General features: G+C 57.7%; 24 protein-coding genes. 22 read left to right on the top strand and 2 right to left on the bottom strand.

The genetic code is table 11. The features are described 5' to 3' along the window. Positions 1–72 precede the first annotated feature (72 nt). The 7 genes from QOY30_RS15495 to QOY30_RS15465 are packed head-to-tail and all read left to right on the top strand — an operon-like array spanning position 73 to position 6488. On the top strand, positions 73–1029 hold the full coding sequence (locus QOY30_RS15495) for a type IV pilus biogenesis protein PilM (RefSeq protein ID WP_283745521.1): 957 nt from the start codon (positions 73–75) through the stop codon (positions 1027–1029). Next, positions 1026–1655, top strand: a complete 630-nt coding sequence (locus QOY30_RS15490) for a PilN family protein (protein WP_283745520.1) — start codon at positions 1026–1028, stop codon at positions 1653–1655. The genes QOY30_RS15495 and QOY30_RS15490 overlap by 4 nt, the downstream gene beginning before the upstream one ends. Next, entirely contained in the window at positions 1652–2329 is a 678-nt protein-coding gene (locus QOY30_RS15485) for an agglutinin biogenesis protein (protein ID WP_283745519.1), read from the top strand. The genes QOY30_RS15490 and QOY30_RS15485 overlap by 4 nt, the downstream gene beginning before the upstream one ends. Beyond that, positions 2314–2748: a hypothetical protein gene (locus QOY30_RS15480; protein ID WP_283745518.1), complete on the top strand. Its 435-nt coding sequence runs from the start codon at positions 2314–2316 to the stop codon at positions 2746–2748. Before QOY30_RS15485 ends, QOY30_RS15480 begins: the two co-directional genes overlap by 16 nt. Beyond that, entirely contained in the window at positions 2745–4469 is a 1725-nt protein-coding gene (locus tag QOY30_RS15475) for a secretin GspD/PilQ domain-containing protein (RefSeq protein ID WP_283745517.1), read from the top strand. The genes QOY30_RS15480 and QOY30_RS15475 overlap by 4 nt, the downstream gene beginning before the upstream one ends. 1 nt (position 4470) lies before the next feature. Continuing rightward, a complete protein-coding gene (locus QOY30_RS15470; RefSeq protein ID WP_283745516.1) occupies positions 4471–5427 on the top strand; it encodes an ExeA family protein in 957 nt (318 codons plus the stop codon). Then, positions 5424–6488 carry a tetratricopeptide repeat protein gene (locus QOY30_RS15465; protein WP_283745515.1) on the top strand — a complete coding sequence of 355 codons (1065 nt, stop codon included), beginning with the start codon at positions 5424–5426 and terminating at the stop codon, positions 6486–6488. The genes QOY30_RS15470 and QOY30_RS15465 overlap by 4 nt, the downstream gene beginning before the upstream one ends. A gap of 243 nt (positions 6489–6731) precedes the next feature. On the opposite strand, the gene QOY30_RS15460 is transcribed toward QOY30_RS15465, so the two are convergent. Beyond that, on the bottom strand, positions 6732–7451 hold the full coding sequence (locus QOY30_RS15460) for a ComFC family protein (protein WP_283745514.1): 720 nt from the start codon (positions 7449–7451) through the stop codon (positions 6732–6734). A gap of 71 nt (positions 7452–7522) precedes the next feature. On the opposite strand from QOY30_RS15460, the gene bioB reads away from it, so the two are divergent. The 15 genes from bioB to QOY30_RS15385 all read left to right on the top strand — a co-directional run bounded on the left by bioB (position 7523) and on the right by QOY30_RS15385 (position 22375). Continuing rightward, on the top strand, positions 7523–8518 hold the full coding sequence (gene bioB, locus QOY30_RS15455; RefSeq protein ID WP_283745513.1) for a biotin synthase BioB: 996 nt from the start codon (positions 7523–7525) through the stop codon (positions 8516–8518). A gap of 71 nt (positions 8519–8589) precedes the next feature. After that, positions 8590–9750: an 8-amino-7-oxononanoate synthase gene (bioF, locus tag QOY30_RS15450; protein WP_283745512.1), complete on the top strand. Its 1161-nt coding sequence runs from the start codon at positions 8590–8592 to the stop codon at positions 9748–9750. 62 nt (positions 9751–9812) lie between these two features. After that, a complete protein-coding gene (gene bioH / locus QOY30_RS15445) occupies positions 9813–10571 on the top strand; it encodes a pimeloyl-ACP methyl ester esterase BioH (protein WP_283745511.1) in 759 nt (252 codons plus the stop codon). Then, positions 10564–11433, top strand: a complete 870-nt coding sequence (bioC, locus tag QOY30_RS15440) for a malonyl-ACP O-methyltransferase BioC (RefSeq protein WP_283745510.1) — start codon at positions 10564–10566, stop codon at positions 11431–11433. The genes bioH and bioC overlap by 8 nt, the downstream gene beginning before the upstream one ends. Then, positions 11430–12110, top strand: coding sequence for a dethiobiotin synthase (bioD, locus tag QOY30_RS15435; RefSeq protein WP_283745509.1), 681 nt, complete (start codon positions 11430–11432; stop codon positions 12108–12110). Before bioC ends, bioD begins: the two co-directional genes overlap by 4 nt. Beyond that, the gene (locus tag QOY30_RS15430) at positions 12103–12813 is read left to right on the top strand and encodes a sulfite exporter TauE/SafE family protein (protein WP_283745508.1); all 711 of its coding nucleotides are present in this window, start codon (positions 12103–12105) and stop codon (positions 12811–12813) included. The genes bioD and QOY30_RS15430 overlap by 8 nt, the downstream gene beginning before the upstream one ends. Beyond that, complete coding sequence (locus QOY30_RS15425) at positions 12800–13390, top strand: SCO family protein (RefSeq protein WP_283745507.1); 591 nt, start codon at positions 12800–12802, stop codon at positions 13388–13390. Before QOY30_RS15430 ends, QOY30_RS15425 begins: the two co-directional genes overlap by 14 nt. Further along, the gene (locus QOY30_RS15420; RefSeq protein ID WP_283745506.1) at positions 13387–15231 is read left to right on the top strand and encodes an ATP-binding response regulator; all 1845 of its coding nucleotides are present in this window, start codon (positions 13387–13389) and stop codon (positions 15229–15231) included. The genes QOY30_RS15425 and QOY30_RS15420 overlap by 4 nt, the downstream gene beginning before the upstream one ends. 106 nt (positions 15232–15337) lie before the next feature. Further along, positions 15338–16024, top strand: a complete 687-nt coding sequence (locus QOY30_RS15415; protein ID WP_283745505.1) for a response regulator — start codon at positions 15338–15340, stop codon at positions 16022–16024. After that, positions 16024–18297 carry a DNA translocase FtsK gene (locus QOY30_RS15410; RefSeq protein WP_283745504.1) on the top strand — a complete coding sequence of 758 codons (2274 nt, stop codon included), beginning with the start codon at positions 16024–16026 and terminating at the stop codon, positions 18295–18297. The genes QOY30_RS15415 and QOY30_RS15410 overlap by 1 nt, the downstream gene beginning before the upstream one ends. Positions 18298–18391: 94 nt before the next feature. Continuing rightward, positions 18392–19006: an outer membrane lipoprotein periplasmic chaperone LolA gene (gene lolA / locus QOY30_RS15405; protein WP_283745503.1), complete on the top strand. Its 615-nt coding sequence runs from the start codon at positions 18392–18394 to the stop codon at positions 19004–19006. Further along, complete coding sequence (locus QOY30_RS15400; protein WP_283745502.1) at positions 19006–20322, top strand: replication-associated recombination protein A; 1317 nt, start codon at positions 19006–19008, stop codon at positions 20320–20322. The genes lolA and QOY30_RS15400 overlap by 1 nt, the downstream gene beginning before the upstream one ends. 98 nt (positions 20323–20420) lie before the next feature. Continuing rightward, entirely contained in the window at positions 20421–21839 is a 1419-nt protein-coding gene (gene serS / locus QOY30_RS15395) for a serine--tRNA ligase (RefSeq protein WP_283745501.1), read from the top strand. A 71-nt stretch (positions 21840–21910) separates the two neighbouring features. Further along, the gene (locus QOY30_RS15390) at positions 21911–22045 is read left to right on the top strand and encodes a hypothetical protein (RefSeq protein ID WP_283745500.1); all 135 of its coding nucleotides are present in this window, start codon (positions 21911–21913) and stop codon (positions 22043–22045) included. Between the two features lie 18 nt (positions 22046–22063). Beyond that, entirely contained in the window at positions 22064–22375 is a 312-nt protein-coding gene (locus QOY30_RS15385; protein WP_283745499.1) for a hypothetical protein, read from the top strand. A gap of 118 nt (positions 22376–22493) precedes the next feature. On the opposite strand, the gene mltF is transcribed toward QOY30_RS15385, so the two are convergent. Next, on the bottom strand, positions 22494–23870 hold the full coding sequence (gene mltF / locus QOY30_RS15380; RefSeq protein ID WP_283745498.1) for a membrane-bound lytic murein transglycosylase MltF: 1377 nt from the start codon (positions 23868–23870) through the stop codon (positions 22494–22496). Between the last annotated feature and the right edge of the window lie 40 nt (positions 23871–23910).

Below are 23910 nucleotides of genomic sequence, written 5' to 3'. Positions count from 1 at the left end.
TGTCGCTAGATGTATTTTTGGATGAAAAATCCCTTGACAGCAATAGGTTAGTGAATTAACTTCACGCCAATTATGGAAATCCCGCAAATTTTTAAAGCTTTTCAGCGAAGTAGCCGCGATAGCAGTTGGGTTGCTGTCGCCATCAGCAAGCGTGGCATCCATATTGCACAGGCCAAATATGTGGGTACTCGCCCGCAAGTGACGAAGTGTGCTTTTTATCCGCTCGCTGAAGTTTCGGCTTCAGCGTTGGAAAAGGTACGCAAGGATGCACAACTTGATACCTCCAGATTCACCACGCTGCTTTCCGCCAGCGAATATCAATTGATGATGGTGGATGCGCCGAATGTCCCGGTCGATGAGTTGAAGACCGCGATACGCTGGAAGATCAAGGATGCACTCAGCTACCACATCGACGATGCAACCGTCGACGTCATGCAGATACCGAGCAATAAATACGGCAGCGACCGTCCGCAATCGCTCTATGCTGTCGCCGCATCCAACGAGACGATACGCAAGCGCATCGCGCTGTTCGAAAAAGCAAAAATCGAATTGAGCGTGATCGACATTCCGGAAATGGCACAACGCAACATCGCCGCCTTGTTCGAGATGGAAGCGCGCGGCTTGGCGATGCTGACATTCGGCGATGAGGGCGGGCTACTCACCATTACATGCGACGGCGAGTTGTTTTTGGCGCGCCGGATCGATATCACGCTGGGACAGCTGCAGGATGCGGACGAAAACCTGCGCCAGCAATATCTGGACCGCGTGGAATTGGAGGCGCAGCGTTCGCTGGATTACTTCGATCGCCAGTTCCAGCACATTCCGGTGAGCCGCATATTGCTTTCCGCGCCGCAATCGTTAGGGCTGGACAAGCTATTGACCAGCAGTCTGGGGATGCCTGTGGAGATGCTGGATCTGGCGCAGGGGATGGATATTTTTGCTGTGCCGGAGCTGTCGGACAGTGAATTTGCCAGCTACGCATTGCCCGTGCTGGGAGCCGCATTGCGCCAGGAAAAGAAGGCGCTATGAGCCAGCAGATCAATCTGTTCAATCCGATCTTCTTGAAACAGAAGAAATATTTTTCTGTGGTCACCATGCTGCAGGCGCTGGGTTTGATCGTGTTGGGTTCGGCAGTGTTCTATGCTTACGCTGTTTATCAGGTTGCACAACTGTCCAGGCAATCGGAGGAAACGACCAAACGTTATGCGGCTGAACAAGTCAGGTTGGCCAATTATTCCAATGAATTTTCACTGCAACGCTCTGGCCAGATGCTGGAAGATGAGTTGAAGCAAGTCGAGGCGCAGGCAAAGGCGCAAGACGCAGTGCTGACAACGTTGAAGAGCGGCATTATCGGCAATACCGAAGGCTATTCGGAATATATGCGCGCCTTTGCGCGGCAATCTGTCAATGGACTCTGGCTTACCGCGTTCGACATTGTCGGGGACGGAGTACAAATGAGCTTGAGCGGTGCTGTGGTGAACCCGCAACTGGTGCCTTCGTATATCCAGCGGCTGGGCAAGGAGAAGATCATGCGCGGCAAGACGTTCTCCACGTTGCAGATGCAGCAGCCGAAGAAGGATGGTGACCGACTTGTGCCACGCTATGTCGAATTCAACCTGCGTTCGATTGCGTTATCCGAGGACACGAAGAAATGACCATGCAGGTGCAGCTCAATAAAGTCGTTTCCAAAGTTGACGCGATGTCTTTGCGCGAACGTGCATTGATCTTCGCCGCCGCTGCGTTTCTGCTTGTATCGTTGATCGATGCCCTGTTTCTTGAGCCGCTGTTGGTCAAACAGAAGATGCTTTCCACCCAGGTTGTCCAGCAGCAGGAAAAAATGAAGGAAGCGCAATCCCAGATTGCCGCGTTATTGCAGGCCAAGCAGGCGGATGCCAACTCACCCCAGCGCGAGCGCATACGCTTATTGCGCCAGCAGATCGTCGATGGGAATGCCTACCTAAATGATCGACGCGACAAGCTGGTGCCGCCGGAAAAAATGGCTCAACTGCTGGAACAAGTGCTGAACAAAAATGACCGTTTGAAATTGGTCGCACTCAATACCTTGCCTGTGAGTCTGCTGATCGAGCCATCCGCGGATGCGCCTCCCAGCCAAACAACGGGGCTGGAAAGACAAATATATAAACACGGTGTAAAGATCACCGTGCGCGGAAGTTATGCAGACTTGTTGCAGTATCTGACCGCTTTGGAAAAATTGCCTACCCAGATGTACTGGGGGGTGGTAAAAATGGATGTGGTGCAACATCCTACCGTTGAACTGACCCTGACGCTATACACCCTAAGTTTGGACAAGACATGGCTACAGGTTTGAGGATGCTGTTATGTTTGCCCCTGCTGTGTGCGTCTTTGAATGCGGCGGCAGAGTTGTTGCCTGATCCGACCCGTCCTTCCATAGACCTGAATAGTAGCGGAGCGGGCGGAGCATCTGAAGTTTTGCCAACCGAAGATGTATCGCACGGACTGCAGTCCATCATTATCTCTACGCAACACCGGGCAGCGATCATCAATGGCGAGACGGTGAGCATCGGCGGCAAGTCTGGAGATTCCAGGCTGGTCGAGGTGAGAGAGAGCAGTGTCGTGCTGCAGAATGCGCAGGGTCGGCGCGTGCTGGAGTTGTTTCCCAAAGTAAACATCAGGATAAATGGGGACACTAAACAAGAAGCGCCAGCACAAGACAACATATCAGAGCAGGCTATTCTGCCGGGGAAAGCCGTAGGAGGAATTAAATGAAACGAGTGTCAGTATTGCTGACGGTATTGCTGTTGTCTGCCTGCGCAACGGGCGGCAACCCCAAGAACGTGGCGGCGGAGAAGATCAATCAGGAGATGGATGCAGCTGTCGCATCGCACGAGGCTGCAAAGCAGGAGGCTGTAAATCAGGCACTGTTGCCTCCATTGGCGGTCGCTACCCAGTCCGACAGCAAGCCTCCTGAAACCAGGTTCGATCTGGCGGTCAACAGCACTCCGGCAAAGCAGGTGTTCATGGCGATCGTTTCCGGCACACGTTACAGCGTGCTGGTGCATCCGGACGTGAGCGGGAATATTTCTCTTTCCCTGAAAGATGTGACCGTGTTCGACGCGCTGGAATCGATACGGGAGCTGTACGGCTACGAATACAAGGTGGACGGCACCCGGATCTACATCCAGCCGTTGACATTGCAGACGCGCATTTTCCAGGTGAATTATCTGACCGGAAATCGAGCCGGGACCTCCTCGGTGCGCGTGACATCAAGTGCGCTGACCGACAGTTCTTCAACATCGTCAGCCGGCGGTGCCGGCGGCGGCGCAAGTCAGAATATGAACCAGGGAACGACGATAGTCGGCGGCGGAGAAAACAAGAACCTGAAATTCGAGCGCGGCACCGACAACAGCAGCAAAGTCACCACCACGACGTCGACCGACTTCTGGAATGAATTGAGCTTGGCACTCAAGACGATTGTGGGCGACGAGAAAGGCCGCAGTATCGTCATCAGTCCGATGTCGGGAGTGATTGTGATTCGTGCCATGCCGGACGAATTGCGGAGCGTCAGCGCATATCTCAAGGCTTCGCAGATATCCATTGAGCGCCAGGTGATCCTTGAGGCCAAGATCGTCGAAGTACAACTGAACGAATCTTTCCAGTCCGGCGTTAACTGGGCGATATTCAAGAACGGACCGAATAGTCACTTGACCGCCGGGCAGGGCAGCCCAGGCAGTTCCCTGACTCAGCCCGGGACGGCATTGTCGAGCATCCCGCTCACGGCGACGGCTGGCTCATCGCTGCTTCCGACAGCGACTACGGCATTGCCGGCAGGTACGACTCCGGGAACAATGTTCGGCATGGCTTTCCAGAACAGCAACTTTGCCTCGCTGCTGAATTTCCTGGAGACGCAAGGCGATGTGCATGTGCTGTCCAGCCCTCGTATCGCCACCTTGAACAACCAGAAGGCCGTGCTGAAAGTTGGCACGGACGAGTTTTTCGTGACGGGGGTTACGGGCGGCATGGCATCGACGCAGTTGGTGCCGGGTATTCCGCCCACAGTCACGGTACAGCCGTTCTTTTCCGGAATCGCTTTGGATGTGACACCGCGCATCGACGAGAACAACGAGATCATCCTGCATGTGCATCCTTCAGTGAGCACGGTTTCGACCGTCAACAAGTTTGTAGACCTGGGCGTGCTGTTGGGAACCATGAATTTGCCATTGGCATCGAGCTCGGTCTCGGAAACGGATAGCATCGTGCGTGCGCGCGACGGACAGATCGTGGCCATAGGCGGCTTGATGCGTCAGGCAGAGACTAACGACAATTCCGGCATACCGGGATTGCCTAAATCGATCTTCGGACAGACTAACAGGACCACCGAGAAACGCGAACTGGTGATACTGATCAAACCGACCGTAGTGGACAGCGACAAGGACTGGTCGGACGATATCGCGCGCAGCCGTGAGCGCTTAAGCAACATGTCCAAATAATATGTATCTTGCGCACTTCGGCCTGCGCGAATTGCCGTTCTCGCTGACGCCCGACACCAGCTTCTTCTTTGCCTGCACCAATTATCAGGAAGGCCTGAACACACTGCTGGTGGCGGCGCGCACCGGCGAAGGCTTCATCAAGATCGTGGGCGAGGTGGGTAACGGCAAGACTTTGCTGTGTCGCAAGTTCATCGCCACGCTCAACAGTGACCGAGAAACCACCACGGCCATCGGAACGCAGGACGGCGGTGTCAGTGGACGCCATGCGGCGAAATTCATTACCGCTTACATCCCCAATCCCTACTTGGAACCGCGCAGCCTTTTGCTGGCGCTGGCGGAAGAGTTTCGCATCGAGGTAGATAACTCCTTTGACCAGCACCAATTACTGAAGGAACTGACGCGTACCCTGCTCAATTTTGCGCGCGATGGAAAGCGTGTGCTGGTGTGTCTGGATGAAGCGCAGGCAATGCCGCTGGAAAGCCTGGAAATGCTGCGCCTGCTCACCAATCTGGAGACTGAAAAGCGCAAACTGATGCAGGTAGTGTTGTTCGGGCAGCCGGAACTGGACGAGCGCCTCAAGCAGAATTCGGTGCGACAGTTGCGCCAGCGCATCAGCTTTCAATATGAACTGCAAGGACTGCATCGGGACGAAATGGATCGTTACCTGCGCCATCGCCTGGCCGTGGCCGGCTTCAAGGGGGAGACGCTGTTCGGTCCGAGGGCTGTCAATCTGCTGCACCGGGTTACGCGCGGCACGCCCAGGCTGGCGAACATCGTCGCACACAAGGCATTGTTGCTAAGCTATGCGGAAGGTCGCCAGCAGGTTCAGGCGCGGCATGTGCGCAAAGCCGCGGCCGATACGCCGGAAGCATACAAGGACTGGATGGTATGGGTCTGGTCGGGAGCTGCCGCGGTGGCGGTGTCTGCGCTTGTTGCGTTGGGAATGTGGCTGAAATGAGCCTCATCAACCAGGTATTGAACGAGCTGGAAAGCCGGGGTGCAAACGTGCCCCTGGGCGAGCAAACGATACGTGCCGTTCCTCCCCGCAAGCAATCGCATGTGATGCGCTATGTTTTTGCGGCGGTCACGTTGTTGATCCTGTTGGCGTCGGCGAAGTGGTATCTGGGACGCACAATGATTATTGCGCACGAACAGCCTGTAGTTGCGGTTATACCGAAGGTAGTCGTGCTCCCGCCAGCGGGTCCGGCATCGGCGATAGTTTCAGCCCCCGTCGAGACTGCGGGCATGACTCCCGGGTCCGGCATATCTCCGCCTGCCGCTGATTTGCATGGCAAGCAGATACTTGTGGTGAAGGGCGAAGAACAGCCTGTAACCGCGCCTGATGCGAAGAAGGCCGTGCACAAGCCTAAGCATGTGACGGATCGGATTGCCGACAACTCGGGTGGCATACCTGCAGAAAACTCTCAGGACCTGCAACTCAAGACAGTCAGCCCGCAACAACGGGCTGAGGGCGAATATCGCAAAGCCAATCTGGCATTGCAGGAAGGGAGAACGAATGACGCGCTGGCGGACTATGAGAATGCGTTGCTCATTGATTCATCGCATAAGGATGCGCGCAAAGCCTGGGTCGCTTTGCTGATCAGCCTTAAACGCAACGAAGACGCCGAACGCGTGCTGCAAAAAGGGTTGAAGCGCGACCCGCACGACGCTTCCTTTGCCATGTTGATGGCGCGTTTGCAGGTGGAGCGCGGCGCTATGCCGCTGGCCCTTGAAACGCTGCAGAAGACGTTGCCATATGCCGAGGATCAGGCCGATTACCAGGCATTTCTGGCAGCCTTGTTGCAGCGCCAGAACCTTCAGGAAGAGGCCGTTGCACATTATCAAGTCGCGCTGAAACTGGCACCCAATAACGGTATTTGGCTGATGGGTCTTGGAATCTCGCTGCAGGCGCTAAAACGCAACGACGATGCCCGTAACGCCTACCAGCGCGCGCTGGCCTCGAATAGCCTGAGCGCCCAGTTGCAGGCATTCGTGCAGAACAAGCTCAAAGAACTCTGAATTTAACCTAGAAACCTCAGTTGGACGGAGTGTAGTGTATGTTCATCGTGGTGCAGGGCAAGGCGCGACAACGAGGAATGGACATTCCATTCCGAGGAGGAGCAACGCCGCCATGCGCCGCGAGGGACATGCAATGCACTTCGTAGCGACTTCACCAAATGGGTGAGCGTAGACAAGTATCGAATTGTTTTCATATTCACTTCCTTACAACCTCAATGAAGCGGTCAACTGAGGTTTCTAGGTTTAATGGTCGTGCGGCAATGTCCGTGCCACCACCCAGGCGCTCACTTCACGTGCACCGGCCAGCTTCATGGCCTGTGCCAACTCACCGATTGATGCGCCTGTCGTCATCACATCATCCACGATCGCAACATGTTTGCCGCGCACATCGGCGTCGGGCTTGCAGGTGAAGGCCTGGCGCATGTTCTTGTCGCGTTCCTTCCACGGCAGCGAGGATTGCGGCGGCGTGTTGCGCACCCTCTCGCAGGCATGCGCAAGCAGGGGTATGCCCAGCCTGCGCGAGATACGGCGCGCCAGCAGCATCGATTGGTTGAAACCCCTTTCACGCAATCGCAATGGATGCAGCGGCAAGGCGACCAGGCAATCGGGCATTGTGTTTACCCGCTTTACAACGGCATCGGCCAGATAATTGACCAGTATCAATCGTTCGCGAAACTTGAGTGACTGGATCAGCTTGTCGAGCGGGAAGTTATAGCTGAACGCGGCCACGGTATGGTCGAAGGCTGGAGGTTGCTTCAAACATTCCCCGCACACATCGCCAGCCGGGGTGGGTAGGGCGCAAACCGGGCAGTGCTTTCCGGTCAGGCGCGGCAATTCGGTATCGCAAGCCGCGCAACACAGACCGCTCCGGCTGGGCGCGCCACAGAGCAGGCAGGGCTGTGCAGGCAACAGGTGTATAAATTTTGCACTGATGTTTAACAGGCGATGGGATAAAATAGACAAGTCGTTCCGATCCTGTGATGTTCCGGGGCGAAGCTCATTCCCTGTCATTCTACTTGCTTGCTCATATTTTTATGCAAACCAAAACCGTCGAATTCGCCCGTCCCGCCCAATCCCAAACGACGCCGCAGCGCTGGAGCGTCGCGGAAGTTGAGGCACTGTTCAAATTGCCCTTCTCGGACCTGATGTATCGCGCGCAACAAGTGCACCGCGAGCATTTTGACCCGAACGCGGTGCAGCTTTCTACCTTATTGTCGATCAAGACAGGAGGCTGTGCCGAGGACTGCGGTTACTGCTCGCAGTCGTCATACCACTCCGCTGGGGTGGAAAATACCAAAATGCTGGAACTTGACGAGGTTTTGAAGGCAGCCAAAGCGGCAAAACAAGCCGGTGCCGGCCGCTTTTGCATGGGAGCCGCGTGGCGCGAACCTTCCAGGGAAGATATGACGGCTGTGCTGGATATGGTCAAGGAGGTGCGGGCACTGGGTTTGGAGACTTGCGCGACGCTGGGCATGCTGAACGACGAGCAGGCCGGACAGTTGCGGGACGCCGGGCTGGATTACTACAACCACAACCTGGATACCGCACCCGAGTTCTACGGCAACATCATCAGTACGCGCGACTATCAGGACCGCATCGACACGCTGGAACGCGTGCGCAACGCAGGCATGCATGTTTGCAGCGGCGGCATCATCGGCATGGGCGAGAGCTTGACGCAACGCGCCGGCCTGATCGCGCAATTGGCCAACATGGATCCTTACCCGGAAAGCGTGCCCATCAATAATCTGGTCAAGGTGGAAGGCACGCCGCTGGCAGATACAGAAGATATCGACCCGCTGGATTTCGTGCGCACCATTGCCGCCGCGCGTATCACTATGCCGCAAGCATTTGTGCGGCTCTCTGCCGGACGGGGGGAGATGAGCGATGCGGTACAGGCGCTGTGCTTCCTCGCCGGGGCCAACTCCATTTTTTACGGCGACCAGTTATTGACGACGGGCAATCCTGCAGTCGAACGGGATCGCGCGCTGATGGATAAGCTCGGCATGCACCCGCTTACGGATAACCACTAGTCACCGGGAACACAGAGTATGCGGAGAATGTAAAGCAGAGGGCGCTTTTCGCTGTGTACTCTTTGGCAACAATGCCTTTCATACAATTACAAAACGAGCTGGATGAACGCGCGACACTTGGTCTGTTGCGCAGCCGCCGCACGCTATCCAGTCCGCAGTCCCCTCACATCATTGTGGACGGCAAACCCTATCTTGCCTTCTGCAGCAACGATTATCTCGGCCTCGCCAATCATCCGCAACTGATCGCGGCGCTGCAACAGGGTGCGCAGCAATGGGGAGTCGGTGCGGGAGCAGCGCATCTGGTGAACGGACACTTTGACCCACATCACCAACTCGAACAACAGCTCGCCGTGTTTGTCGGCAAGCCAGCAGCACTGCTGTTTTCCACCGGTTACATGGCGAATCTTGGCGCAGTGCAGGCACTGGTCGGCAAGGGTGATACGGTGTTCGCCGACAAGCTCAACCATGCTTCGCTGAACGATGCGATGCTGCTCTCGCGTGCCGAGGTGACGCGCTACCGGCATGGGGATGTGGCGCAACTGGAAAAGCAGCTCGCACAAACGCGCAGCGGGCGCAAACTTGTCATTACCGATGCCGTGTTCAGCATGGATGGCGATATCGCCCCGTTGCGAGAATTGCTGGCCTTGTGCGAGCAATATGATGCATGGCTGTACGCGGACGATGCGCACGGTTTCGGTGTTGTCGGCGAGCAGGGACGCGGTTCAATGGCGCATTTCGGCATCGCGTCCGAACGTATCGTCTACATGGCAACATTGGGCAAGGCAGCAGGCGTGTCGGGCGCATTCATCGCGGCCGAGCAGGTTGTCATCGACACGCTCGTCAACCATGCACACAGCTACGTCTACACCACGGCCACGCCGCCTGCCTTGTCTGTTGCGCTGTCGCAGAGCCTGCAGCTGATCGCCCAGGGTGATGGATTGCGCATGCATCTGAAGAAGCTCATTGCGCAGTTGCGCAACGGTCTGTCTGATCTGCCATGGCAACTGATGCCTTCGGATACCGCGATACAACCGCTCCTGGTCGGCGATAACCAGCTGGCACTGAAGCTGAGTGAGAGTCTGCGCGGGCGCGGCATCTGGGTCGCGGCGATCCGCCCGCCTACCGTGCCGCAGGGCACGGCAAGGTTGCGCATTACGCTATCGGCAGCGCACAGCGCGGCAGATGTGGATCAACTCATCGGGGCACTGCATGAGCTTGCACAGGAGTCGTAAATGCGCGCAGTGTACGCTTGGCCCCTCTCCTTTCGGGAGAGGGTTCGGGTGAGGGAGGCTCTATGCATATTGAAGTGACTGGCAGCGGAGCGCCGTTGTTGTTGATTCACGGTTGGGGCATGCACGGCGGTGTCTGGGAAGAGGTGGCACAGAAGCTGGCCGCAGATATCCGGGTGCATAGCGTCGATCTGCCGGGTTATGGCTACAGCGAAGCGGGAAAAATCACCACGCTCGATGCGATCGTTGACGAGCTGTCTGCCAGTTTCGATGAGCCGCTTGCAGTATGCGGCTGGTCTTTGGGAGGTCAGATCGCATTGCACTGGGCGGCACGCGAGCCCGACAAGGTTCGGCGCCTGATCCTGGTTGCGAGCACGCCGTGTTTCGCCCGGCGCGCAGACTGGAGTTGCGGCATGGAGAGCGAGGTATTGGCGCAATTCGCCGGCGATCTGGAGCAGAACCATGCGACCACCCTGCGCCGTTTCATCGCGTTGCAGCTGCGCGGCAGCGAGAACGAACGCGAATTGCAGGTGCGGTTGCGCGAACGCCTGTTCAGTCGCGGCGAACCGGACATGGTTGCCCTGCGTGCCGGATTGGATATCCTGCGTGATGTCGATCTGCGCGGAGAATTGCAGCATATCAAGCAACCAGCCATGATTATTGCCGGTGAGCGCGACAAATTGACGCCACCCGCAGCGTCGCGCTATCTGGCGCGAGCCATGCCATCGGCGCGATTGATGGAAGTGGCAGGTGCGGCACATGCCCCCTTTCTGTCGCACCCTGAAATTTTTGTCGAACAAATAAAGAGTTTTCTGCATGAATGAATTCGAGATAGACAAGCGGCAGGTCAGGCGCGCCTTCAACCGCGCAGCTCAACAATACGATGCGGCCGCAATCTTGCAGCGCGAAGTGTGTACGCGCATGCTGGAGCGACTGGACTACGTCAAGCTGCAGCCCACGCGCTTGCTGGATGTTGGTAGCGGCACGGGGTGGGGCACGCGCCAATTGGGCGAGCGCTACCCCAAAGCGGAAATCACCGCGCTGGATATCGCCATCGGCATGCTGCAACTGGCGCGCGGAACGTCGGGCTGGTGGAGCAAGTTGTTCTCGTCCAGGCGCGAGAATTACCTGTGTGCCGATGTCGAGGCTCTGCCTGTCGCCTCAGGCAGCATCGGGATGGTGTGGTCGAATCTGGCGCTGCAATGGTGCAACGATCTGCCTGCCACCTTTGTCGAATTGAACCGTGTGCTTAAAGTGGACGGCTTGCTGATGTTTTCCAGTTTCGGCGTGGATACCCTGCGGGAGTTGCGAACCGCCTTTCATGACGTGGATGGCTATAACCATCTCAGCCGTTTCGCCGACATGCACGATATCGGCGATATGCTGGTGGCGGCAGGTTTCACCGATCCGGTGATGGAAATGGAACGGATCACGCTGACCTACAACGATGTGCGGGCGGTGATGCAGGACCTGAAAAGCATCGGTGCGCACAATGCCACCGCCGGTCGCGCGCCTGGCATGATGGGCAAGGCGGCATGGCAGCGGGTTATCGAGAATTACGAAAAGCTGCGCCGCGACGGCAAACTGCCGGCCACTTTCGAGATCATCTACGGCCATGCGTGGAAACCTGCGCCGAAGGCGACTGCGGACGGGCGCGCCATCATCAGGACGGATTTCAAGCTATGAGTTATTTCGTCACCGGAACCGATACCGGCGTGGGCAAGACGCTGGTGAGTTGTGCGCTGCTGCACGCCTTCTCCGCGCGGGGCAAGCGTGTGGCCGGATTCAAACCGGTGGCGGCGGGTTGCGACGATGACGACCACAACGAAGATGCCAAACTGCTGCGCGCCGCGAGCACGGTGCAGGCCACCTACGGCCAGATCAATCCTTATTGTTTCCATCGTCCTATCGCCCCGCATCTGGCCGCACGGCATGCCGGCGTGAACATTGAGTTCCCGCGCATCATGGCCTCGTACCGGGAGCTGGCCGGGCAGGCCGACGAGGTCATCGTCGAAGGGGCGGGAGGATTCTGCGTGCCGCTGAACGACAGGCAGACCAGTGCTGATCTCGCCAGACAGCTCGGGCTGCCGGTCATACTGGTGGTGGGTATGCGGCTGGGATGCCTGAATCATGCCTTGCTGACGATGCACGCTATCGCCCATTACCAACTAGAATGTGCGGGTTGGGTGGCCAATGTGCTGGATGCGGGCATGCCCGCTTTGCAGGAGAACATCCAGGCATTGCGCGAGCGCATTGCGGCGCCGCTGTTGGGTGTCATTCCCTGTCAGCCGCAACCGGATGCCAGGGCGGCGGTTGCGCATTTGAATTTGGAGATGTTGGAGATAAAAGAAACCGATGGTTGAATTCAGTCTTGTCGCGGTGTTCCTGGTCGGGTTGCTCAGCGGCGTACATTGTCTGGGCATGTGCGGTAGCATCGTCGGTGTCTTTACCGCGCAAGTGCCGAAAGATGCGGCGCGCTGGCCGTTCCACCTGGCCTACAGCAGCGGGCGCATCATGAGTTACGCGATGGCAGGGGCGCTGGTCGGTGCGGTGGGGCAAGCCGGCTTGCTGATGCGCGACGCGGTTCCGGTGCAACATTTGCTCTTTACGTTGTCGAGCCTGATGCTTGTTGTGCTGGGCCTGTATCTTGCCGGTGTGTGGGGGGCGGTGCGGCAACTCGAACGGTTGGGCGGAGGTCTGTGGAAACGCCTGCAGCCCTATACGACCAGACTGTTGCCGGTGAACACGGTGCCGCGTGCGCTGGGATTGGGTGCGCTATGGGGCTGGCTGCCGTGCGGGCTGGTGTACAGCGTGTTGCTCACCGCACTGGCCAGCGGCAACGCGATGCGCGGCGCACTCATCATGCTGGCTTTCGGTCTGGGCACCCTGCCGAATCTGCTCGCGATCGGTCTGTTCTGGGAAGGTATCAAGGGCTGGGTGCAGTCGCCCCGCGTCAGGCTGATGGCGGGGTTGCTGGTGGCGATGTTCGGCGTGTACGGCTTGATCAAGGTCGGATACACATTTTATATAAACGGATGGAGCGGTAGCTGTCATGTCCCTGCGTAACCTGTTGCTGTTCTTGTTGCTGTCCCTGCTTGCCGCGTGCGGCGAGCAGACCCTGCCCTCCCCGTTCCAGGCCGGCGACGTGAGTGCCAAGTATGCACAAGCGGATTTTCATCTGAACGATGCCACCACCGGCAAGCCGGTCAGTCGGGAGGATTTTCGCGGCAAGGTCGTGGTGCTGTTCTTCGGGTATACGCATTGCCCGCAGGTGTGCCCGACCGAACTCGCGGAACTGGCGCAGATGATGCGCAAACTGGGGAAAGATGCAGACAGGGTGCAGGTGCTGTTCATCACGCTCGACCCGGAACGCGATACACCGGAACTGCTGGCGAAATATCCGGCGGCGTTCTATCCGACTTTCAAGGGACTGTCAGGCGATAGTGCGGCAACCGCGCAGGTGGCGAAGGCATTCGGCGTGACTTACGAGAAACAACCGAACAAGAACGGCGGTTACGATCTGGATCATTCTGCCGGGACCTATTTCATTGCGCCCAGGGGCCGCCCGATCCTGCTGTCGCCGTTCTGGCAACATTCCGACATGTGGGTGCAGGACGTCAGGTTATTGCTGGCATTCAGATGAGTTCATTGATCGACCTGTTGCGGTTCGAGCTGGACGAAAAAAATCTGCAGATACGCGCGGAGCAGGTCCGGGCACGCATCGACAGTTATCCGCTGATGCTGGTTGCAGAACTGATACTGGCACCGATGCTGGTGATGCTGATGTGGAACAAGATTTCTCATGTCGTGCTACAGGTTTGGCTGGCAATAGTTTATTGCGTGCATGGAATCGAGTATTTTTTCTGCCGCCGCCGCGGCACGCTCACCAAAACCGTTTTGCAGAACCTCGACTGGGATCGCACGTTCAGGCGTTTGACCGCGCTGGTTGCAATCACATGGGGCAGTGCCGGCGTGCTGATGTTCGTCCCCGGCGACCTGGCATATCAGGCACTGCTGATCTGCGTGGTGATGGGCATGTCGGCGGGCGCGGCGACCAGCAACCCGTTCCATCCTCCGTCGATGTTCATCTACCTGACGATCATGATCCTGCCACTGCTGGGGCGGCTCGCATGGGAAAACGATGCGACGCACTGGATATTGTTCGGCATGTTGATCATGTTCTTCATTTTCGTGCTCAAGTCGTCACTCGAGTTGATCCGCACCTTCGAACAGTCGCAGCGGCGCAGGTTCGAGAATGAGCTTCTGGTGGGCGCTCTGCTGGAGCGAAAAAGGGAAGCCGAAGCTTCGCGCCAGGTGGCCGAACAGGCCAATCAGGCAAAATCGAAGTTTCTCGCGACCGCCAGTCACGACTTGCGCCAGCCTTTGCAGGCATTGCGGTTGTTCTCCGATGCCTTGCAGGATACGGCCAGGGAAAAGGATACGATCCGCCTCGCTGAACAGATCGGCAAATCGGTCAACGCCCTGGTCGATATGTTTGATGACCTGCTGGATGTATCGCGTCTGGACGCGGGTATTGTTGAGCCGCGCAAGCAGCATTTCATGCTGGGGGAGTTGTTCGACCGGATATACGGCGACTTTGCTCCGGTCGCACAGGCTAAAGGACTGAGTTTTCAATTGCCCCTCTGCATCGGCAACGAGTGCGGCCCGCAAAACGTATGCAATGTGGCGATCTATAGCGACCCTTTCCTGCTGGAACGCATGCTGCGCAACCTTATTTCCAATGCCATTCGTTATACCGATACCGGCGGCGTAGTCGTTCGCTGTACCTGCAAGCTAGGGATGGTTGGTCTTGAAATTTCCGACACCGGCATCGGTATCCGGGCAGAAACTTTGCCCCACATCTTCGAGGAATATTATCAGGCCGACAATCCGCACCGGGACCGGCGCAAAGGACTGGGGCTGGGTTTGTCCATCGTGCGCCGGATCGAGAGTCTTCTGGAATGCGAAGTGCGGGTCAATTCGACGCCAGGGGTCGGGTCGGTATTCAGTTTCGAGGTTCCGATAGGCAATGCCGAAAACCTGGCACAACCTTTCGTCATCACCCATTCACACTACGACTTGAACGGTCGTGTCGTGGCGCTGGTAGAAGACGATCCGGATATCCGCGAAGTGATTGTCGACCTCCTGGAGCAATGGGGATGCAAGGTGCGGGCCGGAGAGTATGCCGAAGATGTCATGCGCAAGCTGGATATCGCCGGATTGCGGCCCGATTTGCTGGTGTGCGATTTCCGCCTGCCCTACGGCATGACGGCCATCCATGTCATCAAAATGATGCGTGAACAATGGGGCAATGATTTGCCGGCAGTGGTATTGACAGGCGATACCGCCAGCGCAACCCTGCAAGAGATACATGACAGCAACGCGATCCTGCTGCACAAGCCGATCGCGCCGATACGCTTGCGGGCGATGATGCATTTTGCCCTGCAAGGTGAAAACCAGAAGCCATTGCCTGGAGTGGTATGATTGCAGGCGAAGATTGAAGAGGGTCTTCACGTTCTTACTCTCGCTTGTGGGGAAAGAGTTCGAGAGAGGGGCTTCTTGCAAGGATTGAAGAGATATTAGGGGGGGTATGAAAATCAAGGTGCTGATGGCGGATGACCATGCGTTGTTCCGCGATGGCATGCACTATGTTCTGCAGCAGCTTGCTGACGAAGTCGAGATTCTTGATACCGGGAATTTCCAGGACGCATTGCAACTGGTAAATGACAATACCGACATCGATCTTGCGCTGCTCGATTTGAACATGCCCGGTAGCGAAGGTGTTCCCTCCATCCAGTTTTTTCATCTGCGCTACCCGGATATCCCGTTGGTGGTCGTCTCCGGTTCCGATCATCGCGACGACATCGAGAGCGTAATGGAATCGGGCGCGATGGGATTCATCTCCAAGATGTCGTCCAGCAAGATCATGTTGTCCGCGTTGCGCATGGTGCTGGAGGGCGGAGTCTATCTGCCTCCGCAACTCCTGCAGCAAGCGATGAACAGCGTCGACCAGGGCGAGACGCAGGTGAACAAGCGCTCGCAACGCGCTGCCAAATTCGGGCTTACCTCGCGCCAGCTCGAAGTGTTGACCTTTCTTGCCTCGGGGTTGGCGAATAAGGAGATCTCCAAAAGGATGAATTTGGCCGAGGGCACCGTGAAGATACACACTGCGGCGGTTTATCAGGCCTTGCATGTCAATTCGCGACTGGAAGCAGTCAGTGCGGCACGTCGCTTGGGATTCCTTCCGCCCGCCCCCAACGACTCCGAGGGAATTTAATGGCGCCACCCGAAAGCCCCCGCCCGCCGTTGCCGGAAAGATTGCTCGGCCTGTTGCGCGAATCGCGCTGGCTGCTGCTGGTGGCGGTAGCGCTGTATTTGATTCTCATTCTGTTTGGTTATGACCGCGCCGATCCCTCCTGGTCGCATAGTGCGAGCGCTGCCGTCACCCACAATCCCGGCGGAGTGCTGGGCGCGTGGCTGGCGGATGTCCTGCTCTACCTGTTCGGCTTTTCTGCCTGGTGGTGGGTGACGCTGATGTTGCAGCGCGTATGGGCCGGCTATCACCGCATTCGTGCCGACAGCATTTTCGACCAGCGCGCGCTCTGGGTCTCCTTGCTGGGTTTCCTGGTGTTGCTGTTTGCCAGCAGCGCGCTGGAAGCCCTGCGCCTTTACACATGGAAAATTGCATTGCCGCTGGCACCCGGCGGCATGTTTGGTGCCGCACTGGGGGGGGCGTTGTCGCATGCCCTGGGTTATATCGGCGCCACCTTGTTTCTGCTCGCATTGATGGTGGTGAGCTTCAGTCTTTATACCGGGTTGTCCTGGTTGCGTTTTGCCGACTGGCTGGGGACGGTGCTGGAAGAGGCCTGGTTCTGGGCGCGAAATGCCTGGCAGACGCGGCAGGACAAACGCATCGGCGCGCAGGCGATGCAGGAACGCAGTGTGGTGGTCGAAGAAGAAAAAAAACGCGTGGAAGAACACGAGCCGATCCACATCGAGATGCCGGTTTACGAAGTGCCGCGCTCGGCGCGGGTGCTAAAGGAGAAGCAGGTCTCCCTGTTTGCCGATATGCCGGATTCGGATCTGCCGCCGTTGCATCTGCTGGATGAGGCAAAGCAGCAGGTCGAAGTGGTTTCCGCCGAGACGCTTGAATTCACCTCGCGCCTCATAGAACGCAAGCTCAAGGATTTCGGCGTCGAAGTCAAAGTGGTCGGTGCCTATCCCGGTCCCGTCATCACGCGCTATGAGATCGATCCCGCCGTCGGCGTAAAAGGCAGCCAGATCACCAATCTGGTGCGCGACCTGGCGCGCGCCTTGTCCGTGGTCAGCATCCGCGTGGTCGAGACCATTCCCGGCAAGAGCTACATGGCACTGGAACTGCCCAACCCGAAACGCCAGATCGTGCACCTCTCGGAAATACTCGGCTCCCAGGTCTATGCCGAAATGCATTCACCGCTGACCATGGCGATGGGCAAGGATATTTCCGGCAAACCGGTGGTCGCCGATCTGGGCAAGATGCCGCATGTGCTGGTGGCCGGTACCACGGGCTCCGGCAAGTCGGTGGCGATCAACGCCATGATCCTGAGCCTGCTATACAAGTCCACGCCGCAGCAAGTGCGCCTGCTGCTGGTCGATCCCAAGATGCTTGAGCTTTCCGTGTATGAAGGCATTCCGCACCTGTTGGCCCCCGTAGTCACCGACATGCGTCAGGCCGCATCCGCCCTCAATTGGGGTGTGCAGGAAATGGACAAGCGCTACAAGTTGATGTCCGCACTCGGCGTGCGCAACATCGCCGGCTACAACCAGCAAGTACGCGACGCTGTCAAAGCCGGAAAGCCGCTGACCAATCCGTTCACGATCACGCCGGAGAATCCGGAAGCGCTGGAAGAACTGCCGTTCATCGTTATCTTCATCGACGAACTCGCCGACCTGATGATGGTGGTGGGCAAGAAGGTGGAAGAGCTCATTGCGCGCCTGGCGCAGAAAGCGCGCGCTGCGGGCATCCACCTGGTGCTGGCGACGCAACGCCCCTCGGTCGACGTGATCACCGGGTTGATCAAGGCCAACGTACCGACGCGCGTCGCGTTCCAGGTATCGAGCAAGATCGATTCGCGCACGATTCTCGACCAGATGGGGGCGGAAGCGCTGCTGGGCCAGGGCGACATGCTCTACCTGCCGCCGGGCAGCGGCTATCCGCAGCGCGTACACGGGGCGTTCGTTTCCGACCAGGAAGTCCATCGCGTCGCCGAATATCTCAAGGCGCAGGGCCAGCCGAACTATGTCGAGGGCGTGCTGACGTCGCTGGATGAAGCGGCCGAGGGTGAATACGATGGCGGGGGAGGCGAAGCCGAGGTCGATGCGCTGTACGACCAAGCTGTGGAGATCGTGCTGAAAACGCGCCGTCCTTCCATTTCGCTCGTGCAGCGCCATCTGCGCATCGGCTACAACCGAGCCGCGCGCCTGATCGAAGCGATGGAAAAAGCCGGGCTGGTGTCTCCCATGCAAAGCAACGGCAACCGCGAAGTGCTCGCACCAACCAGAGAAGGGTAAAGGGAGAAGGGGAAAGGGTAAAATCTGCAGCGGCACGGTTCTTACCCTTCCCTCTTCCCTCTTCTCCCTTCCCCCAATAACTCAGGTTTGGAACATGTTAGAAAAATCACTCATCACACTTTTATTGCTTGCATCGACAACCGCGCATGCGAGTGCCATCCAGAAGCTCCACACCTTTGTCGTGTCGACGCATTCCGCACAGGCCGACTTCACGCAGGAGGTGCTGGACAAGAACGGCAAGCGCATCCAGAGTGCTTCCGGCACCATGCAGTTCGAGCGCCCCGGACGGTTCCGCTGGGTCTATAAAAAGCCGTATGAACAGCTCATCGTCGGCGACGGCAAGAAATTCTGGATGTATGACGCCGACCTGAACCAGGTCACGGTGAAGAAACTGGATGCGGCGCTGGGCAGCAGTCCCGCTGCGCTGCTCTCGGGCAGCAACGAGATCGAACGCGACTTTTCGCTCAAGGACGTTGACGATCGCGATGGCCTGGAATGGCTGCAAGCCACTCCGAAATCGGCCGAGACGACTTTCCAGAAAATACTCATGGCGTTCAACGTTAAGTCGGAATTGGTGGTGATGGAATTGCACGATGCTTTCGGACATCACACCGTGTTGCGTTTTTCCGGCTTAAAAAACAATCCGTCTTTCGGTGCACAGCAGTTCAAATTCGTGCCGCCCAAAGGTGCGGACGTGCTGGGCGAGTAATGAGCGGCGCGGATCTGTTCGCCCCCAACCAGCCCGCCGCGCCCCTGGCCGAACGGCTGCGGCCCAAACACATCAACGAAGTCATAGGCCAAACGCATCTGTTGGGTGAGGGCAAACCGTTGCGCCTCGCATTCCAGTCGGGCAAGTTGCATTCCATGATCCTGTGGGGACCGCCGGGCGTGGGCAAGACCACGCTGGCCAGATTGATGGCATCGGCTTTCGATGCCGAGTTCGTGCCGTTGTCGGCGGTGCTGTCGGGGGTGAAGGACATCCGCGAAGCCATCGCGCAGGCCGAGCAGACTTTGCAGCAGAGTGGCCGCCACACCATCCTGTTCGTGGACGAAGTCCACCGTTTCAACAAGTCGCAACAGGACGCCTTCCTGCCGTTCGTCGAACAGGGATTGGTCACCTTCATCGGCGCGACCACCGAGAACCCCTCGTTCGAATTGAACAACGCTTTGCTGTCGCGGGCGCAGGTATATGTGCTGCAATCCCTGTCAGAAGCCGAGATGGCGCAATTGTTCGAGCGGGCGCGGCAAACGGCGTTGCCGGACATCACATTCGATGCGGCGGCGCGGGAGCGCGTTATCGGCTATGCGGATGGCGATGCGCGGCGGCTGCTCAATGTGCTGGAGCAGTTGCAGACTGCGGCGGCTGCGGCCAAATTGAAGAACATCGACGTCGCCTTCCTCGACAACACACTGGCGCAAAAACTGCGCCGCTTCGACAAGGGCGGCGAAGCCTTCTATGACCAGATCTCCGCGCTGCACAAATCGGTGCGCGGTTCCAACCCCGATGCTGCCCTGTACTGGCTGGTGCGCATGCTGGACGGCGGTGCCGACCCGCGCTACCTGGCGCGGCGTATCGTGCGTATGGCATGGGAAGATATCGGCCTGGCCGATCCGCGTGCCATCCAGCTGTGCAACGATGCCGCGGCTACCTACGAACGTCTTGGCTCTCCGGAAGGCGAACTGGCACTGGCGCAAGCCGTGCTGTATCTCGCGGTCGCCGCCAAGTCGAACGCCGGATACGTCGCGTATAATGCCGCCCGCGCCTTTGTCAGTCAGGACGGCTCGCGCGAAGTGCCGTTGCACTTGCGCAACGCGCCGACCAAATTGATGAAGCAACTGGATTACGGCAAGGACTACCGTTACGCACATAACGAAGAGGGCGGTTATGCGGCGGGCGAGAATTACTTCCCCGACGGTATGCCGGAAGTAAGTTTTTACGAACCCACCGAGCGCGGGCTGGAAGCAAAGATTTCGGAGAAGCTGGCGCATCTGCGCGAGCTGGATGCAAAAGCAAAGAAAATGTAGGTCGGGTTAGCGCCGCGTAACCCGACATTTGCAGTTGATCGGAATTTCATGTCGGGTTACGCGATGAAGCCGCTAACCCGACCTACACAGGAGCAGAGATGTTAGACATACAAGCATTACGCAACGACCTGGCCGCCGTGGCGGCACGTTTGGCGACACGCGGTTACACGCTGGATACGGCGAAGTTCGAGCAACTGGAAGCGGAGCGCAAGACCATCCAGACCCGCACACAAGAGCTGCAAGCCAAACGCAACGCTTCATCCAAACTGATCGGACAAGCCAAGGCCAAAGGTGAAGACACCACAGCAATCATGGCGGAGGTCGGTGCATTGGGCGACGAGCTGAAACAGCTCGAAGCGAAGCTGCCTCAACTGTTGCAGGAGATGGATGCGTTCCTGGCGGTCATTCCGAACACGCCGCACGCGACGGTGCCGGTGGGCAAGTCGGAAGCCGACAACGTCGAGGTGCGCAAGGTCGGCGAGGTCCCGAAGTTCGCCTTCGAGGTGAAGGATCACGTCAGCATCGGTGAGGGGCTGGGCGGACTGGATTTCGAGACGGCGACGAAAATCGCCGGTGCGCGCTTCTCGCTGCTGAAAGGTCCGCTGGCCAGGCTACACCGCGCACTCGCCCAGTTCATGCTGGACACGCACACCGAGAAACATGGCTACACCGAGACCTATGTGCCTTACTTAGTGAATGCGGATTCGATGCGCGGTACCGGCCAGTTGCCGAAGTTTGAAGAAGACCTGTTTTGTACCTTTAAAAATATCGACGAAAGTAACACGGAGGCTTTCAAAGAGTTCTGTGCATCGTTTTATGATTCGGTAACTAATATTACGCAAGCGGCGCGCTCTAACGAGAGCGAAATAGCTATATTGGGAGTGCTTGAGAATTATTTACAACAAAACAAAGGCTATTACCTAATCCCCACCGCCGAAGTTCCCGTGACCAACATGGTGCGTGACACGATCACGCCGCTGGAAAAATTGCCGCTGAAATACGTGGCGCACACGCCGTGCTTCCGCAGCGAGGCGGGTTCCTACGGCCGCGACACGCGAGGAATGATCCGCCAGCACCAGTTCGACAAGGTGGAGTTGGTGCAGATCGTGCATCCGGAAAAATCCTACGAGATGCTGGAAGAATTGCTCGGCCATGCCGAAACGATCTTGAAGAAACTCGGCCTGCCGTATCGCGTAGTCAAACTGTGTACCGGCGACATTGGTTTCTCTGCCGCGACGACCTACGACATCGAAGTATGGTTGCCGGCACAGAACACTTACCGCGAGATTTCTTCCTGCTCCAACTTCGAAGCTTTCCAGGCGCGGCGCATGCAGGCACGCTTCCGCAACGCTCAAGGCAAGCCGGAGCTGGTGCATACCATCAACGGTTCCGGCCTCGCCGTGGGACGCACATTGGTGGCAGTGCTGGAAAACAATCAACAAGCAGATGGAAGCGTGAAAGTCCCTGAAGTATTACGCCCCTATATGGGCGGGATTGAAAGCATTCGGGCAAGTTGATTGTTTTAGTTCCGGCGTAACCCGAATGCGGGTTAGCCTACACAGCAAGAATACTTGTGGCGGAGGCTAATATGAGCGCAGCGAATGTTAAACGAGCGATAGCGAGTGGCCGTAGCCAAAACTACCAGCAGGCCGACGGCAGCGTGCTGGTGCCGGAAGTGTTGCGCCCTTGCATGGGCGGACTGACCTCCATCAACGCGATCTGATTTCCGGGTGGGGCCAGCATGATGGAGCTGACACCCTTCCGTAAAACGGTGCTGGTCATGCTATTGGTCGCCATCCCGTGGCTCCTGGTCGGCGTAGTCAGTGTTGCTTTCCTCATGCAAGCGCATCTGGAAGAGGGAATGAAGTACTCGTTCGGCATGAAGATCTCCATCGTTGTTGGCGGGATCATGTGCATGCTCGCCCTCGTGGTGTGCGCCGATGCCGTGCGTAAGCAACAGGCCAATCCCTTGCTGTATATCTTTGCATTCTCCGGTTTTTGGTTTCTGCTCGAATGGCCAGGCAAAGCCTTGATGGCGATTCTGCGCTCGTGACGTGAGTTGGGGAAGGCAGCCTGACCTCGTTAAAAGTTCCTCGCGGTCGGATCGGAACTTGCTCCGTCAGCCTCGCACTGTGGATCAACCGGTTCCTGTTGTCGGCGCGACGGTAAACCTAATTGATGAGACTGCCCACGAAACTGTTTTTCAGAGTTGGCGGCAATTGATACAGATTTTCCTGGGCATCAAGGCGTTTCAGCATGTCCTGGTATAAGCGCACGGTCTCGACGAGGATCACTGCTTCACCGCCGCGCGCCTTGCCGTGCTTGGCATTGTTGTAAAACGAAGGGCGCGACAGCAAAGGCATCATGCGTTTTACGTCGGCCCACACGTCCGGGTTCAATCCGGACTGGCTTGCCAGGACGCGTGCATCCTCCAGATGCCCCATGCCCTGATTGTAGGCAGCGAGCGCCATCCACAGCCGATCTTCTTCGCTGATGCGCAGCGGCAGCTGTTCCTTGAGCAATTGCAGGTAACGGGCACCGGCAAGGATGCTGGAATGCGCGTCCAGGCGGTTCTCCACATTCATGCGGTCTGCAGTCTCGTCGGTCAGCATCATCATGCCGCGCACATTGGTGTATGAGGTGGCATTGGGATTCCAGTGCGATTCCTGGTATGAAAGCGCGGCAAGCAATTGCCAATCGATGCCGGTGAGATCGGCGGCTTCCTGGAACCAGTGCTTGAAATGCGGCAGCAGGGTACGCGTCTGGGCGATGAAGGCTTCGGCATCCATCGCATCGAGACGGTCATTGTGGCCGTAATAGCGGTCGATCAGTTGGCGCAAGGAACCGTCCTGTTTGATGCGGGCGAAGAATTGCTGCGCTTCGTCAAACAGTTTTGGATCGCCATCGACGGCAAAAGCCCAGGACATATCTGAAGGCGAATCGATATCCAGGGCGACCCCCAGTTCCGGGTAGTAATTTCGTGCGGTTGCGAGCTGCTCCTCGTTAGCAACCGTGCAGTCCAGTTTTCCGTAGGCGACTTCTTCCAGCAGTTCGGCGGACGAGGTATTGCGCTGCGATCTCCAGCCCAGCTTGTCATGCTCGTGACGCACTTCGCGCAAAGCCGCCTCTTGCGGCGATCCGGCGGCGACGGCGAGTTCACGGCCTTCAAGGTCGTCCAGATCATCCGGCGTCTTGCCGTGACAGATCAGCAGTTCTTCAAGCGATTGATAAGCCTTGCCGAAGCGCACCGCGTAATCGCTTGTGTTGCGGACGCCGGTTGCCAGATGGGCCTTGTGCGCGGTCAATGCAGGAAGGGCCTGGCCGACCGGAAGCGGAACAATCTTCAGTTTTACCTGCAACTGTTGGGCAAACTGTTCGGCGAGTTCGGTTTCAAAAGCGTTTTCTGCTTCCATTTCTGCAGGCGGAACGATGACCACCAGTTCGCCCTGATGCCAGTCTGGCAAGGGATCGATGGCGGTGGTCTTCATCCAGAGCCATGCGCACAGCGCAAGGACGACCGCGAGTTGTAGAGGGAGCAAGCTGCGCATTCAGGAACCTTCAATTGAGTCCCCCATGACCGCGCACACG

The organism is Sideroxydans sp. CL21 (assembly GCF_902459525.1).
In the GTDB taxonomy this organism is placed as follows: Bacteria; Pseudomonadota; Gammaproteobacteria; order Burkholderiales; family Gallionellaceae; genus Sideroxyarcus.
The sequence above is the reverse complement of the archived record's forward strand: the minus strand, read 5'-3'. Positions and strand labels throughout refer to the sequence as shown.